This is a genomic window from Rathayibacter sp. AY1C7, from assembly GCF_002931865.1.
In the GTDB taxonomy this organism is placed as follows: domain Bacteria; phylum Actinomycetota; class Actinomycetes; order Actinomycetales; family Microbacteriaceae; genus Rathayibacter.
This window is the reverse complement of sequence record NZ_PSWB01000012.1, coordinates 13,451-28,123: the sequence shown is the minus strand read 5'-3', so window position 1 is coordinate 28,123 and position 14,673 is coordinate 13,451. Positions and strand designations below refer to the sequence as shown.

Sequence of the window (14,673 nt, the reverse complement as noted above, 5' to 3'; positions counted from 1 at the left end):
CCTCGGGATCCGCCTACTGGTAGGTGACGAGGTCGGGGAGGGGGCGCACCTCGGCCATGGTCTCGGCGGGGGTGAGCATGGGCGCGTCCTCGTCGTAGAAGTTCTTCCAGCCCCAGCCGATGCCCTCGGGGGCGCCCTCGTGCAGCGCGTCCCAGGTCGCCTGCTTGTCGGGCTGCGAGCCCTGGCCATCGACGTGGATGAGGAACTCCAGCTCGGGCCGGTCGCGGCGGATGCTGTCGCGGTCCTGCAGCATCGACAGCCGGAACTGGTGCAGCACGAACATCTTCGGCGGCAGCCCCTCGCTCTGCACCAGGTCGGCCAGCCACTCCGACACGCTGTCGACCTCGGCGGCCGAGACGCGCCCGATCTGCTGCAGCGGCTTCTGGCCGGGCAGCAGGCGCCACTCCGGGTCGAGCGCGAGGCCGACGTTGGGCAGCGACAGGAGGTCCGCGTACTGCTTCGCCTGGGTGAGGAAGTCGGTCAGCCCCGACTGCAGGTCGAGCACCACGTACATCCCCGCCGCCTGCGCCGCGTCGATGTAGGGGCGGATGTCGGCGGCGTCGAGCTCGTTGGAGTAGTCGCCGTCCTTGCCGGGGTCGCCCGCCGCGACCGTGGTGATGATCTCGAGGCTCGGCACGACCTGCTTGTCGGTGAGCGCCCGGTACGGCTCGGCCACCGCCTGCGCCCGCGCGATCGTGGGCTCGAGGCCCTGCTCCCCCAGCACGCCGAGGACGGGAGCGCCCGGAGTGCCGTAGATCGCGACGAAGAGGTGCCCGCCGAACATCCGCTGCCCGCCGCCCGGCAGCTGCCAGCCGCTCGCGGCCGCGCGCACGGCCCACTCGGGCTCGGGTTGCGCGGCGAGCACGGGGCCGAGCAGCAGCGTGCAGGAGGCGTCGGCCTCGGCGATCGCGGTCACGGCTCCGCCCGAGGCGAGCAGGTCGTCGCCGTCGACCACGGTGACGGGCACGCCGGCCGCGCGGGCGGTCGCCAGAGCGGCGACGTCGGCGTCCTGCGCGCGGGCGAGGGCGTGCAGGCCGGTCAGGGCGTCGGCTCGGGCCGGGAGGGCGCCGAAGGGGGCGTCGGAGGCGGTGGACGGCGCGGCGGCGGCGAGGTCGGCGAGCGCCAGGTCGGTCACGGTCAGGCCGGACGCGGTGCTGAGGGCGGCCGCGTCGGAGGCGGAGGCGACGACGTCGACGCCCTCGGGCGCGGTGACGTCGCCGATTGCGAGCACGCGGGTCACGCCGAGGCGGGCGAACTCGGCGGCGAGGGCGTCGGAGGTCGGAGCGGTGGAGGACGGAGCGACGGACGGGGTCGCGGAGTCGGACGGGGTCGCGGAGTCGGACGGCGTCGCCGAGTCCGACGGCGTCGCGGAGTCGGACGGCGTCTCGGAAGCCGTGGATCCCGCGGCCGCGGCGTCCGCGGACGGGGCGGCCGTCGCTCCGGATCCCGCCGAGCCGACCAGCAGCGGCACGCCCCAGGCGATGCTCACCTGGGCGGCGCGCAGGCGGGACTCGGCGACGTCCTCGACCAGGACGACCAGCGGAGCCGCGGCGAACAGGGCCGCACTCGCGGCGAGCGCGTCCGGGGCGAGCGCCACCGGACCGCTCGGAGCCGCGGTGCGGGTGCGGGGCGCCTCCTGCTGGGCGTCGTCCGGAGCGGAGGAGTCGGGCGTGCAGGCGCTGAGCAGCGGGAGCACCGCGAGACCGCCGATCACGACGCTGCGGCGCGAGAGCCCGGAGCGGGAGGGGACGGAACGGGGTGTCGAGGGCATGGCAGGCCTCTCCTCTCGGAGCCCGATCGGGGCTCTCTGGTGCGTGGCTGGTCCTCTCGACTATCGCAGGCCCGGCGGCGGCGAGCGCCGAGGGGCCGTCCCGGGCGCGCCTCCGACGCCGTCCGGACAGGCAGAAGGGGAGCGGCGCCGCAGCACCGCTCCCCGTCGAGAGGCGGGATCAGACCGTGCGGGGGGCCTTCGCGAGGTTGGCCTCGAGCTCCTCGCGGTTCTGCCGCACCACGTAGGCGGGGCGGTCGCGCTCGACGCGCCACGACTCGCTCAGCGGCGTGATCGCGACGGTGTCGAAGCCGATCCGGTCGTAGAGGTCGGTCACGAAGTGGATCGCCTCGGGGTAGTCGCTCGACGTCGCGAGGGCGCGGCGGTCGGGCGTGCCGGCCGGGGTGCCGTCGGTGGTGATGTCGGCGGCCATGATGTGGTTGAACGCCTTGACGACCTTCGACTCCGGGAGGTGCTGCTGGAGCATCTCGCTGGTCGTGGTCTCGCCCTTGTCGAGCGCCTCGATGCGGCCGTCGCGCTCGAAGTAGTAGTTGTTCGTGTCGAGGACGATCTTGCCGGCGAGCGGGGCGACCGGCACCTCCTCGAGGTTCTTCAGCGGCACCGTCACCACGGCGATCTCGGCGGCCTCGGCCGCCTCCTGAGCCGTGGCGGCGCGGGCCTTCGGGCCGAGCTCCGCGATGAGGTCGGCGAGGGTCTCGGGGCCGCGCGAGTTCGCGATGACCACCTCGTCCCCGAGGGCGATGACCGCCCGTGCGACCTGGCTGCCGATGTTGCCTGCTCCGATGATTCCGTACGTCGTCATGCTGAGGAGAACGCGGAGGGCGCCCCGGCATTCCGCTCTGCGGCGTTCTCCCACGCCGCACCCAGGTGAGCCCGTGCCTCCAGTAGCCTCGATCCTCGGGCGCCGCTGCCCGAGAAGGAGTCCGTGATGCCGCAGTACGACCTCCCGCTCGACCTCCTCGAGCAGTACGCCCCCGAGATCGCCGAGCCCGCCGGGTTCGCCGAGTTCTGGCGCGACACGATCGCCGAGGCGAGGGCCGTCGCGACCGAGCCGCGCCTCGAGCGGGTCGACGCCGGCTTCGGACTGCTCGACACCTTCGACGTCACCTACTCCGGCTTCGGCGGCCACCCGATCCGCGCGTGGCTGATCCTCCCCCGTGGCGTCGAGGGGCCCCTCCCCGGGCTCGTGACCTACATCGGCTACGGAGGCGGCCGCGGGCAGCTCGCGGAGTGGACCGCGATGTCGGCCGCCGGCTACGCGCACCTGGTCATGGACACCCGCGGCCAGGGGTCCGGGCACCGCTCCGGAGCGACGCCCGACCCGGTGGGCAGCGGGCCGCACGTCTCCGGCTTCATGACGCAGGGCATCGAGTCGCCCGGGGAGCACTTCTACCGCCGCGTCTTCACCGACGCCGTCCGCGCGCTCGACGTGCTGCGCGCGCACCCCGCGGTCGACGCCTCCCGCGTGGCCGTCTCGGGCGGCAGCCAGGGAGGCGGGATCGCCCTGGCCGTCACGGGGATCCTTGGCCTGCTCGGCGAGTCGGAGTCGGCGCGCGCCGCGATCGTCGACGTGCCGTTCCTCTCCCACATCCCGCACGCCGTCCGGCTGGTCGACACGATGCCGTACGGCGAGATCGTGCAGTACCTGCACACCCACCGCGGCGCCGAGGCGCGCGTGTTCGACACCCTCTCGTACTTCGACGGCACCTCCTTCGCCCCCTACGCGCAGTCCCCCGCGCTGTTCTCGGTGGCGCTCCGCGACGACATCTGCCCGCCGTCCACCGTCTACGCCTCCTACAACCGCTACGCCGGACCCCGCGAGATCCGCGTCTACCCCTTCAACGGCCACGAGGGCGGCGAGGCGTTCCAGATCGGCGAGCACGTGCGCTTCCTGGGGCGCGAGCTGGCCTGACGCCGCCCCGGATCTCATGAGATCTCGCGAGACGTGCCGCTACGGACGAGATCGCGCCGCACTGCACGGCACCTCGTCCGCAGGGGACCACCTCGAGAGGCTCCCCGCTCTCGACGGGCGCCGCTTTGTGACGCCGTGCGTCGCGCTCGATACCCGTTCGCTGCTCTTCTGGGCACTATCGACTCCATGACCCGCCAGATCCGCTTCAACGCCTTCGACATGAACTGCGTCGCCCATCAGTCCTCGGGCATGTGGCGCCACCCCCAGGACCAGTCCTGGCGCTACAAGGACCTCTCGTACTGGACCGACCTGGCGAAGCTGCTCGAGCGCGGCACGTTCGACGGTATCTTCATCGCCGACGTGCTCGGCACCTACGACGTCTACGGCGGCTCGAACGAGGCGGCGATCCGCCACGGCGCGCAGGTCCCCGTCAACGACCCGATCCTCCTCGTCTCGGCGATGGCCGCCGCGACCGAGCACCTCGGCTTCGGCATCACCGCCGGCACCGCCTACGAGCACCCGTACCCGTTCGCGCGGCGCATGTCGACGCTCGACCACCTGACGAAAGGCCGCGTGGGCTGGAACGTCGTCACCGGCTACCTCCCCAGCGCCGCCCGCAACATGGGCCACGAGGACCAGCTCGAGCACGACGACCGCTACGACGTCGCCGACGAGTACCTCGAGGTGCTCTACAAGCTGTGGGAGGGGTCGTGGGAGGACGACGCGGTCGTCCGCGACCGCGAGTCGGGCGTCTTCACCGACCCGGCGAAGGTGCACGAGATCGGGCACCGCGGCAAGAACTTCACCGTCCCCGGCATCCACCTCTCGGAGCCGTCGGTGCAGCGGACCCCCGTCATCTACCAGGCGGGAGCGTCGCCGCGCGGCATCCGCTTCGCGGCGGGCAACGCGGAGGCGATCTTCGTCGCGTCCTCGACGAAGGCCGGCCTGAAGGCGACCGTCTCGCGCATCCGCGACGCCCTCGAGGCGGCCGGCCGCGACCGCTACTCCGCGAAGATCTACACGCTGCTGACGATCATCACCGCCGAGACCAGCGAGGCCGCGCACGAGAAGCACCGCGACTACCTCTCCTACGGGAGCGAGGAGGGGGCGCTGGTCTTCATGTCGGGCTGGATGGGCATCGATCTGTCGCAGTACGACCTCGACGAGCCGATCGGCAACGTGAAGAGCAACGCGATCCAGTCGGCCGTCGCCAACTTCCAGGAGGCGAACGAGGACGGCTCGGAGTGGAAGGTCCGCGACATCGCCAAGCTCAGCGTGATCGGCGGGCTCGGCCCGTTCGTCGTCGGCTCGCCCGCGGAGGTCGCCGACCACCTGCAGGAGTGGGTCGAGGAGACCGACGTGGACGGGTTCAACCTCGCCTACGCGATCACACCCGGCACCTTCGAGGACGTGGTGGAGTTCATCGTGCCGGAGCTGCGCCGCCGCGGCGCGTACCCGGAGGAGTACGTCGAGGGCAGCCTCCGCCAGAAGCTGCACGGCCGCGGCGACCGGCTGCCGGAGGAGCACCTCGGCGCCGGCTTCCGCTACGCGCCGGCGGCGGTCTGACGACAGGGGGCGCCGGGCGGCCGGTGGGGGCGGGGGTCTCCATAGGCCGCTCCGCGGCCGCGCCGGACGCACGAGCACCCCGCCGCGATGCGCGACGGGGTGCTCGGGACGTGCGGAGGGGCTCAGCCCTCGAAGGTGGCGTCGAGCGTGATGTCGACCCCGGTGAGCGCCTTGCTGACGGGGCAGGTCTCCTTGGCCTCGTCGGCGGCCTTGAGGAAGGCGGCCTCGTCGATGCCGGAGACCTCGCCGCTCACGATGAGCTTGATGCCGGTGAGCTTGAATCCGCTGGCCGAGTCCGGGCCGAGCGAGACGTCGGCGCGGACGTCGAGCGCCTCGACGGTGCCGCCGGCCTGGCCGAGGACGGCCGAGAACTGCATCGCGTAGCAGGCGGAGTGGGCGGCCGCGAGGAGCTCCTCGGGGCTGGTCGAGCCGTTGGCGTCGTCGGCGGCGCGCTTGGGGAACGAGACGTCGTAGGTGCCGATCTTCGAGCTCGAGAGCTCGACCTGGCCCTCGCCGGTCTCGAGCGAGCCGTTCCAGGCGGTGCGTGCGGTACGAGTGGGCATGAGTCCTCCTTGGGGGGCGGGGAGAACAGTAGAACGATCGTTCTCCCCTGATGCGCCGAGCCTAGGCGGAACGCGCGGCGTCCTGCAACCACCGGCCTCGGACCCTCGGCGAGATGCCAGTCCGGCGCGCCTCCGTCGGCGTGTCGCGTACGGGAGCGGCCTATCGCGGAGGAGAGGACGGCCGCCAGGTCAGTGCACGAGCTTCAGGCCGACGACGCAGCCGACGATCCCGAGGACCAGCAGCGTGCGCACGAGCGAGAAGGCCTCGCCGCCGAAGAACATGCCGTAGAGGACGGTCAGCGAAGCGCCGATCCCGACCCAGACCGCGTACGCGGTGCCGGTGGGCAGCTCGCGCATCGCGTAGGCGAGGCCGGCCATGCTCGCGACGACGCCGACTCCGAAGACGACCGACGGGCCGAGCCGCGTGAATCCCTCCGACTTGCCGAGGGCGGTGGCCCACACGGCCTCGAGGACACCGGAGAGGATGAGGACGATCCAGGACATGACAGCTCCTACGAGTCAGTCTTGTCGCGTTCCGGGTACTGCTCCCTCGTCCGGTCGCCGTCATCGGCTCCGGACAGTCTGCCCGTGCGCGCTGGGCAGGCCCTGGGCAGCGCGCGGCGGGGGCGGAGCCGCCGCGACCACGGCTCCGCCCGCCGCCCTCAGCGCGGCTGAGCCGGGTTCGTCGGCACTCCGTGCGAGGGCGGGTTGATCGGCGGACCGGACGTCGCCGGCGAGACCGGCGATCCGGACGACGAGCGGGACACCTCGGGCAGCGACTCCGGCACGCTGCCCGCCGGCTCCGCTCCCCCGCGCAGCTGCTCGAGGCGCGAGTGCAGGATCGTCGTCACCGGCAGGCGGTGCCCGTGCGCCTCCTCGTAGGCGAGCAGCGCGCCGAGGCCGGCCTCGTCGAGCGGGCGGATGCGCTCCGCGAGCGTGCCGAGCGGGATGTCGTTCCAGTCGGGGAGCGGCAGCTCCTCGCGGGAGGGTGTGTCGGTCATTCGTGCTCCTTCCGTTCCCTCCATCCCACGCCCCGGGCGGCTGTCCGCCCAGGGGCTTGACCGGTCGCGGGGCGAGCGCGGCGGTCGGGAGGGACGGTCCGGCGGAGCGGCGGCCCCGCCGGGACCGTCAGCGGATCAGGCGGTGCGGCGGGACGAGCGACGGGTCGCCAGGTGCAGGAGGACTCCGACCACGAGGAGGATCCCCGCGTAGAGCCAGACGATCGGGTCCTGCTGGCTGAGGAGCAGCACGCACGAGGCGATGCCGAGCACGGGGATCACCGTCCACACGCGGAAGTGGTCGTGCTCGACCTTGTCGCGCCGCAGCACGAGCACCGAGACGTTCGTGCTGATGAACACCAGCAGGAGGAGCAGCACCACGGTCTCGGCGAGGGTCGCCAGATCGCCGACCAGGGTCAGGAGGCACGCCGCCAGCGTGGTCACCGCGATGGCCACCCACGGCGTCCGGCGCTTCGGCAGCACGCGGCCGAGCACGTCCGGGAGGAGGCCGTCCTTCGCCATGCCGTAGGTGACACGGCTCGCCATGATCATGGTCAGCAGCGCTCCGTTGGCGACCGCGACGAGCGCGATCAGGCTGAACAGCCATGCCGGCACCCCGGCTCCGCTCGCCGTCACGACGTCGAGCAGCGGGGCGGAGGATCCGGACAGCTCGTCGGCGGGCAGCGCGATCGAGCTCGCGAGGCCGACCAGGACGTACACCGCACCGGCCGTCAGCAGCGAGCCGAACAGCGCGCGCGGGTAGACGCGGCTGGGGTCGCGGATCTCCTCGGCGATGTTGGCCGAGGTCTCGAAGCCGACGAAGGAGTAGTACGCGATGATCGCCGCGCCGAGCACCGCCAGCGCCGGCGCCTGCTCGGAGCTGAGCTCGACCGTGCGGGCGAGGTCGCCGCCTCCGCCCGCCACGAGCAGCGCGACGCATCCGATCACGATCAGCAGGCCGCCGACCTCGATCACGGTCATCACCGTGTTGCTGAGCAGCGACTCCGCGACGCCCCGCGCGTTGAGGCACGCGACGAGGATCAGGAAGACGATGGCCGTCGGCACGGTCGGCACGTCGAGGAAGGTGCCGAGGTAGTCGCCGGCGAACGCGAGCGACAGACCGGCCGCGCTGGTCACTCCGGCCGCGAGCATTGCGAAGCCGACCAGGAACGAGACGATCGGGCGCTTGAACGCCCGCTGCGCGAACACCGCCGCGCCTCCCGCCTTCGGGTACTTGGTCACCAGCTCGGCATAGGAGCCGGCGGTCAGCAGCGCGAGGCCGAGCGCGAGCAGGAGGGGCATCCAGACGGCGCCGCCGACCTCCGCCGAGAGCGTGCCCATGAGGGCGTAGATGCCCGCGCCGAGGACGTCGCCGAGGATGAAGAAGTAGAGCAGCGGGCCGGTGATGCGGCGGCGCAGGGAGGTGCCGCCGGCCTCTCCGGTCGCGGGGGCGTCGCTCGTGGTGGCCATGTCGTCCTCTCGTCGCGCGCTCGGGAGCGAGCACGACGGGCCACGCTAGGGAGGAGGGGGCCGGGAGGTCGAGAAGGTTGACCGGGCGGGGTCGGGGGCGCTACACGCGCGGGACGGGGCGTCTGCGGAGCGGGCGCCTGCGGGCCGGGCGCGTCCCCCGGCCGGGCACCGCATGCCGCGCCCCGCGCCGGCCGTCAGCCGAGGACGACGTGCTCCCCGCCGCGCTGCTCGGCGATCTCCTCGCCGACCTCCTCCGCCTCCTGGCGCGACTCGTGGTGGCTCAGCGGGACCCGGGCGTGGGCGATGCGGTTGTGCCAGCCCTGCTCGTCGGAGTAGGTCTCGATGGGGAGGACGGTCGTGGTGCTCATGGTGCTCCTTCGTAGTGGTCCCTCCATGGCACCTCGCGCCCCCCGCCGCTCGGGAGAGGGTTGACGCGAGCCCGTGTCTCGAGCAGGACCAAGGCGTCTCGGCGGTCCAGCAGCGAGCGGCGGCGGCGCGGCGGGTCAGGGCGAGACCATGCCGCCGTTCACGTTGAGGGTCTCGCCGGCGACGAAGCTCGACTCGGCGGACGCCAGGAACACGTAGGCCGGGGCCTGCTCGGCGGGCTGCGCGGCACGGCCCATCGGCGACTCGCTGGAGCCGAAGTCGGGCAGGCTCTCGGGGTCGACGCCGCCGCTCACCTGCAGGGCGGTCCACGTCGGGCCGGGCGCCACGACGTTCACGCGGATGCCCTTCGCGGCGAGCTGCTGCGCCAGGCCCTTCGAGAGGTTGTTGATCGCGCCCTTCGTCATCGCGTAGTCGAGTCGGTCGGGGGCGGGCTTGTGCGCCTCCGCCGACGCCGTGTTGATGATGGTGGCGCCCGCGGGCAGGTGCGGGAGGGCCGCGCGGATGATCCGGAACGGAGCGAAGACGTTGACCGCGAAGGTCGCCTCGAACTGCTCGTCGGTGATGTCGAGCAGGTCCTCCTTCCAGATCTGCTTCCCGGCCACGTTGACCACCGCGTCGAGCCCGCCGAGGCCCTCGACCGCCTCCGCCACGAGCCGCGTGCAGTACTCGGCACTCGTGAGATCGCCGGGGATCGGCACGGCGGTGCGCCCCTCCGCGCGGATCAGCCCGATCACGTGCTGCGCGTCCTCCTCCTCGCTCGGGAGGTAGGCGAGGGCGACGTCGGCCCCCTCGCGGGCGAAGGCGATGGCCACGGCGGCGCCGATCCCGGAGTCGGCTCCCGTGATGAGCGCGCGGCGGCCCGCGAGCCGGCCGGTGCCGCGGTAGCTCTCCTCGCCGAGGTCCGGCACCGGGGTCATCCGCGACTGCAGCCCGGGCTCGGGCTGCTGCTGGACCGGCGGAGTCACATCCGGGTACTGGGTGGCGGGGTTCGTGAACGTGTACTGGTCGGGCATGGCTCCTCCGTCCGCGGCACCCGGATCGGGCCGCTCCCCTCCATCCCAGGCGAGCCGCGCCTCCGGGGCCACCCCGTGCACGGGCGGGCGGCGCTGTGGTAGCCGGCGCCGCGCCTGCTCGGAGGACCGGCACGGCGGCCCGGACGTGCCGGTGCCCCCCTCCGCGGCTGAACACCGGACGACAGTGGGCTCCCCCACGCGCCGACGCCGCGCGGGCGTGCGAGGCTTGATGGTCGTCCCCCTCCCGCCCGCCCCCGACCTCAGGACACCGTGAACCCTCAGGACACCGCGAAAGCCCCCGCCTTCCCCTGGATCGGCCTGCTCACGCTCGCCGGCGCCGTCTTCGTCTCCGTGACGAGCGAGTTCCTCCCGACCGGGCTCATCCCCGACATGTCGCGCGACCTCGGGGTGAGCATCTCGCTCACCGGCCAGCTCGTCACGATCTTCGCCGCGACCGTCGTCGTCGCGACGACTCCGCTGACCCTGGTGACCCAGCGCTTCTCGCGCAAGAGCCTCCTCCTCGTGGCGCTGTGCACCATCGCGGTCGCCAACGTCCTCGCCGCGCTCGCCCCCACCTTCGGGCTGCTCATCGGCGCGCGCATCCTCGGCGGGCTCGCCCACGGCCTCTTCTGGGCGATCGTCGCCGCCTACTCCGCGCACCTCGTCGCTCCGGAGCAGCTCGGCCGCGCGACCGCGATCACGGCGGGCGGCGGATCCGCGGCCTTCGTCCTCGGCGTCCCCCTGGGCACGGCGCTCGGGCACGCGTTCGGCTGGCGGCCCACCTTCGCGATCCTCGGCGGCGTCGTGCTCGTGCTCGCGCTGATCGTGGTGAAGTTCCTGCCCGCGGTCGACCACCACATCCCGCTGCGGACCGGCGAGATCCGCCTGCCGGCGCGGAAGGACCGGACGCTCCCCCGCATCATCGGCGTCTGCGTCGTCATCCTGCTGGTGCTGATCGGCCAGAACACCCTCTCGACCTACATCACGCCCTGGCTCGAGAACGCCTCCTTCGCCCCCGACACGGTGCCGCTCGTGCTCTTCGCGTTCGGCGGCGCAGGGGCGGTCGGACTCGTCCTGGCCGGCTTCGCGACCGACCGGTTCCCCCGCTCGGGCTTCGTGGTCGCCGCGATCGCGGTCGTGCTGGCGCTCGCGGGCCTGGCCGTCGCCGCGGGCACCGGCGCCGCCACGGCCGTGGTCGTCGCCGCCGTGGTCTGGAACATCGCGTTCGGCGGCATCCCGGCGATGCTGCAGACCCGGATGCTGCGCACCTCCTCCTTCCAGCTGCGGAGCCTCGCCGCGGCGCTCCAGACGACGGCGTTCAACATCGGCATCGGCGGCGGCGCGGTCGTCGGCGGACTGGCGATCGACGCGAGCGGGCTCGACGTGCTGCCGTGGGTCGCGATCGTCATCGTCGCGGTGGGGCTCGTCGTCAGCCTGATCGTCGACGCCCGGGCGACGGCGGCGGTGCGGGCGGAGGCGGTTCCTACTCGCTGATCCTGTTCATGACGGAGGTAGAACGTGCTCCGGCGCGCGCCGATCCGCGTGTTCACGCTCGAGCTGGAACGTTCTTCCTCCGTTGTGAAGACGGCGGCCTCCGGCTTCGTGGACACGGCGGCGTTCCTCCGGCGCGAACACCGGGATGTCGTCCGCACGGACGACGCGGCGCCCCGGGGAGCAGGGGATACGGTCGAGGGATGAGAGACGGAACCCGATGAGCCCGAGCACCCCCGAGCCGCCGCTGACCCTCCCCTACTACGGGGCTCCGCCGATGGCGGCGCTCCGCCGCTTCTTCGGCAACTACCTCCGCTTCCGCGGGAGGGCGAGCCGGGCCGAGTACTGGTGGATCATCCTCCTCGGCAGCGTCCTCACCGCGCTCCTGCAGCTGGCTGACGGCGGCCCGTGGCGCCTCGACTTCACGCTGACCCCGTACCCGAGCGGCGCGCCGTTCCAGACCTTCTGGGTGTCGCTCGCCGCGGGCGCCATCGCGCTGGCGACGTTCCTCCCGTCGCTCTCGCTGATCTGGCGGCGACTGCACGACGTGAACCGCAGCGGGCTGTGGATCCTCGCGATCCTCGTGCCGATCGCCGGCTACGTGTTCCTGCTGATCCTGTTCGTGCTGCCGCCGCGGCCGGAGGGCGCGCGGTTCGACTGAGCGGCGGACGCGTCGGCGGTAGAGTGCCGGACCCGGTCGACGAGTCAACGGCCGGCAGACCGGCCGGCGCCTCGACGGGCGCACCAGGCCGCCACCTGTAAGCGCTGGCGCATCGGATGGAAACCTCCGCGGGTCGCCTGATACCGTGCTGCGCAGGTCAGGGTCTCCGCGCGCATGTCTGGGCGTGAGCGCTAGGAATCCGGCCGCACACCTCGGCCCATTCGACGAGAACTCGAGATAATGCACAGCAGTCCTCCTCGCCGGAGACGGTGGAGGAAACCTCCGGACCTCACGAGTCGACGGACGGCCTGGAGGCCCTTTGTAAAGGCGCAGCGGGGCCGTGGGAGCCCCCCGCCTCATCCGGGTCGGCTCGGGGCTCCAGGAGCCTCACCGCGAGCCGGTCGGTCGCAACGACCGCCCTCGAAGACGCGCCGCATCAAGTGACCGTTGGGCACTCGGCTTCACTGCTCTCCCTCAGGGAGCGGAAGGGTGACGTCGACGGCGCGCAACTCCGTCATGTTCGAGCGCTCGACCGCCCGGTAGACCGCCGAGCGCGTCGCCCCAAACTGCTCCGAGAGCTCGGCCACGATGTAGTTGCCCTAGCGGCACTCCGCCACCAGGTGCGCCTCGATCTTCGGGAAGCGCTTCGGCTGGCGGCCGCGCAGGCGCCCCTTCGCCTTCGCGATCCGCATCCCCTCGCGCGTGCGCGACCGGATCAGGTCGCCCTCGAACTCCTCGATCATCGCCAGCACGTTGAACAGCAGCCGGCCCATCGGGTCGTTCGGGTCGTGCAGCGACCCGCCGATATTCAGTCGCACTCCCCTGCGCGCGAGCTCGTCCACGACGTCGCGTGCGTCGGTGGTCGAGCGGGTGAGCCGGTCGAGCTTCGTCACGAACAGAGTCGAGCCGGCGTCGCACGCCGCCAGGTCCTCGCGCAGCGCGGGCCCCTCGCGGTTGCTGCCGGTGAGGCCGGCGTCAACGTAGATCCGCTCCGCCGGCACACCGGTCGCAAGCAGCGCGTCGCGCTGCGCCTGCGCGTCCTGCTTATCCGTCGAGACGCGGGCGCCTCCGACAAGCTCATGACGTCCGCCTACGACCACAAACCGGGCCTCAGACCGACCGCCCCTCTACGGACCTCGAGCTGATCGCGGTCCAGATCGCGCTGAACCTCGCGTCATCGGCGGCCTTCATACCGAAGAACGAACGGTCACCGTAGGGGGCGAGCACGACCGATCCGCCCTCCTCGAGGACGACCTCGATCGATCGCCGGGTGAAGAACCGGTCGAGCAGCGGAGTCGGCCGGACGGACGCGATTCGCGACCACGGGAAGGTGACCCGCCGCGCATTCGCCTGCGACAGGATGCTCAGCCCGGTCTCGTCCAGGTGAACGACCGGGTACGACCCCATGCTGACGTCCGGGTCCAAGCCCCTCACCAGCGACCGCAGGTGCTGATGGTAGACGCACGCGAAAGCCTCCCCCGAGGTCCCGGGATCAAGTTCCGCCACCCTCCGCGCGGAGCGCCCGGCTGACGCCCTCGCCCAGAGGAAGAGCCCCACCGCCAAAACCACTAGAGCCCCATCGATGACAGCGACCACCGAATATGACCCGCTCCGGCTCAGAACGAAGAAGTGCTGCGCGACGACGGCACCGACCGCGAGCACGAGCGGAAACCAACGAACCCGGAGAGCAGGAATCGCAGAAACGGTCACGGCATTGGTCATTTGTTCCTCGCTTGTCGCCGAAGTAGCGCCGCAGTCTTCCAGTCCAGATGCGGCTCGCCTGCCTCCCGCAGGATGACACCGGTTCTCGAATCCACCGCAGGAACCGTGATGCGCCCGAACCCCAGGGTCGTGTAACCGGCTTCCTTCTCAGCGGTGACCCTGGATGTGCCGATCGCGAGACAGATCATTGACCAAGCGAGAGCGGCGAAGAACAGCGCCAGCGGCACGAAAAGGGGCAGACGCGATCCCGGAGGAAGGACCGCGAACCCGATGACGAGCCAGATCCAGGCGATCGCCTGGGCGAGCGTTCCCCACCCGGTGTTGAGAATACGTGTACGCGCAGACCACCCGGGCAGCACTTCCACCCTCCCCGGCACCAGCGCAGGTTCCCTCTCCGCCCCCGACATCACGCGCCCTCCGTCGACAGCGCCAGGGCGACGGCCCCAGCGGCGCGCGCATCAGCCCGCTGCACCGCCCGATAGACCGTCGAACGCGCGACCTTGAACTCCGCCGCGAGCTCGGCAACGGTGTAGTTCCCGGCACGATGCTCTGCGACCAGATGCGCCTCGATCTTCGGCGACAGCTTCGGCTGACGGCCACGCAGACGCCCCTTGGCCTTCGCGACCTTCATCCCCTCACGCGTGCGGGCGCGAATCAGGTCCCCCTCGAACTCCGCGACCATCGCGAGCACGTTGAACAGCAGCCGGCCGATCGGATCCTCCGGATCATGGACCGACCCCCCGATGCTGAGCTTCACGCCGCGGCGGGTCAGCTCATCAACGATGTCGCGAGCGTCTGTGATGGACCGCGCGAGCCGGTCGAGCTTCGTCACGAGCAGAGTCGATCCGGCGTCGCATGCCGCCAGCGCTTCCCGCAGCGCGGGACGCTCGCGGTTCCGGCCCGTCAGACCGGAATCGACGTAGATCCGATCGGATGGGACGCCGGCCGCCCGGAGTGCGTCGCGCTGCGCGGTCGCATCTTGCTTGTCGGTTGAGACGCGGGCGTATCCCACGAGAGCTGCCACGCGCTCAGTGTGTCAGTTGACGCCCCATCATCGGGCATTTCATCGGGCGGGTCTATTGCGACAAACAGCGCCGCGAG

General features: G+C 72.0%; 17 protein-coding genes and 1 riboswitch. Of the genes, 4 read left to right on the top strand and 13 right to left on the bottom strand.

The genetic code is table 11. The features are described 5' to 3' along the window. Positions 1–13: 13 nt before the first annotated feature. Together C5C69_RS08310 and C5C69_RS08305 are read right to left on the bottom strand one after the other, a co-directional pair. Positions 14–1,771: a hypothetical protein gene (locus C5C69_RS08310; RefSeq protein ID WP_104257719.1), complete on the bottom strand. Its 1,758-nt coding sequence runs from the start codon at positions 1,769–1,771 to the stop codon at positions 14–16. A gap of 178 nt (positions 1,772–1,949) precedes the next feature. Further along, positions 1,950–2,591: an NADPH-dependent F420 reductase gene (locus C5C69_RS08305; protein ID WP_104227021.1), complete on the bottom strand. Its 642-nt coding sequence runs from the start codon at positions 2,589–2,591 to the stop codon at positions 1,950–1,952. A 126-nt stretch (positions 2,592–2,717) separates the two neighbouring features. On the opposite strand from C5C69_RS08305, the gene C5C69_RS08300 reads away from it, so the two are divergent. Together C5C69_RS08300 and C5C69_RS08295 are read left to right on the top strand one after the other, a co-directional pair. Next, positions 2,718–3,701: an acetylxylan esterase gene (locus C5C69_RS08300; RefSeq protein ID WP_104257718.1), complete on the top strand. Its 984-nt coding sequence runs from the start codon at positions 2,718–2,720 to the stop codon at positions 3,699–3,701. 186 nt (positions 3,702–3,887) lie between these two features. Further along, positions 3,888–5,267: an LLM class flavin-dependent oxidoreductase gene (locus tag C5C69_RS08295; protein WP_104247810.1), complete on the top strand. Its 1,380-nt coding sequence runs from the start codon at positions 3,888–3,890 to the stop codon at positions 5,265–5,267. 122 nt (positions 5,268–5,389) lie between these two features. Here the strand turns inward: C5C69_RS08295 and C5C69_RS08290 are convergent, their stop codons facing one another. The 6 genes from C5C69_RS08290 to C5C69_RS08265 form a co-directional block, all read right to left on the bottom strand. Continuing rightward, positions 5,390–5,830, bottom strand: coding sequence for an OsmC family peroxiredoxin (locus C5C69_RS08290; RefSeq protein ID WP_104257717.1), 441 nt, complete (start codon positions 5,828–5,830; stop codon positions 5,390–5,392). Positions 5,831–6,019: 189 nt separating this feature from the next. Continuing rightward, positions 6,020–6,334, bottom strand: coding sequence for a multidrug efflux SMR transporter (locus C5C69_RS08285; RefSeq protein WP_104257716.1), 315 nt, complete (start codon positions 6,332–6,334; stop codon positions 6,020–6,022). Between the two features lie 9 nt (positions 6,335–6,343). Continuing rightward, a riboswitch (guanidine-III (ykkC-III) riboswitch) is annotated at positions 6,344–6,407 on the bottom strand. Between the two features lie 85 nt (positions 6,408–6,492). Then, positions 6,493–6,831 carry a hypothetical protein gene (locus tag C5C69_RS08280; protein ID WP_104257715.1) on the bottom strand — a complete coding sequence of 113 codons (339 nt, stop codon included), beginning with the start codon at positions 6,829–6,831 and terminating at the stop codon, positions 6,493–6,495. A gap of 135 nt (positions 6,832–6,966) precedes the next feature. Next, on the bottom strand, positions 6,967–8,298 hold the full coding sequence (locus tag C5C69_RS08275) for an APC family permease (protein ID WP_104257714.1): 1,332 nt from the start codon (positions 8,296–8,298) through the stop codon (positions 6,967–6,969). A gap of 194 nt (positions 8,299–8,492) precedes the next feature. Continuing rightward, the gene (locus tag C5C69_RS08270) at positions 8,493–8,666 is read right to left on the bottom strand and encodes a DUF2188 domain-containing protein (protein ID WP_159940661.1); all 174 of its coding nucleotides are present in this window, start codon (positions 8,664–8,666) and stop codon (positions 8,493–8,495) included. A 135-nt stretch (positions 8,667–8,801) separates the two neighbouring features. Continuing rightward, entirely contained in the window at positions 8,802–9,698 is an 897-nt protein-coding gene (locus tag C5C69_RS08265) for an SDR family oxidoreductase (protein WP_104227027.1), read from the bottom strand. A gap of 270 nt (positions 9,699–9,968) precedes the next feature. Here C5C69_RS08265 and C5C69_RS08260 point away from each other — a divergent pair, with 270 nt between their 5' ends. Both C5C69_RS08260 and C5C69_RS08255 read left to right on the top strand, forming a co-directional pair. Continuing rightward, positions 9,969–11,192 (top strand): MFS transporter, encoded by a 1,224-nt coding sequence (locus tag C5C69_RS08260; protein WP_104223333.1) that lies wholly within the window; start codon positions 9,969–9,971, stop codon positions 11,190–11,192. Between the two features lie 217 nt (positions 11,193–11,409). Continuing rightward, a complete protein-coding gene (locus C5C69_RS08255) occupies positions 11,410–11,850 on the top strand; it encodes a DUF805 domain-containing protein (protein ID WP_181068431.1) in 441 nt (146 codons plus the stop codon). A 461-nt stretch (positions 11,851–12,311) separates the two neighbouring features. Here C5C69_RS08255 and C5C69_RS17390 read toward each other — a convergent pair whose 3' ends face one another. From C5C69_RS17390 to C5C69_RS08235, 5 genes are read right to left on the bottom strand one after another with little or no spacing between them, the layout of a single operon-like run. Continuing rightward, the gene (locus C5C69_RS17390) at positions 12,312–12,437 is read right to left on the bottom strand and encodes a hypothetical protein (RefSeq protein WP_258061582.1); all 126 of its coding nucleotides are present in this window, start codon (positions 12,435–12,437) and stop codon (positions 12,312–12,314) included. 12 nt (positions 12,438–12,449) lie between these two features. Next, the gene (locus tag C5C69_RS08250) at positions 12,450–12,950 is read right to left on the bottom strand and encodes a recombinase family protein (RefSeq protein WP_308471007.1); all 501 of its coding nucleotides are present in this window, start codon (positions 12,948–12,950) and stop codon (positions 12,450–12,452) included. A 10-nt stretch (positions 12,951–12,960) separates the two neighbouring features. Next, entirely contained in the window at positions 12,961–13,572 is a 612-nt protein-coding gene (locus tag C5C69_RS08245; RefSeq protein ID WP_104257712.1) for a hypothetical protein, read from the bottom strand. Continuing rightward, complete coding sequence (locus C5C69_RS08240) at positions 13,569–13,931, bottom strand: hypothetical protein (protein ID WP_146085429.1); 363 nt, start codon at positions 13,929–13,931, stop codon at positions 13,569–13,571. The genes C5C69_RS08245 and C5C69_RS08240 overlap by 4 nt, the downstream gene beginning before the upstream one ends. Positions 13,932–13,978: 47 nt before the next feature. Further along, on the bottom strand, positions 13,979–14,596 hold the full coding sequence (locus C5C69_RS08235) for a recombinase family protein (protein WP_104226408.1): 618 nt from the start codon (positions 14,594–14,596) through the stop codon (positions 13,979–13,981). Between the last annotated feature and the right edge of the window lie 77 nt (positions 14,597–14,673).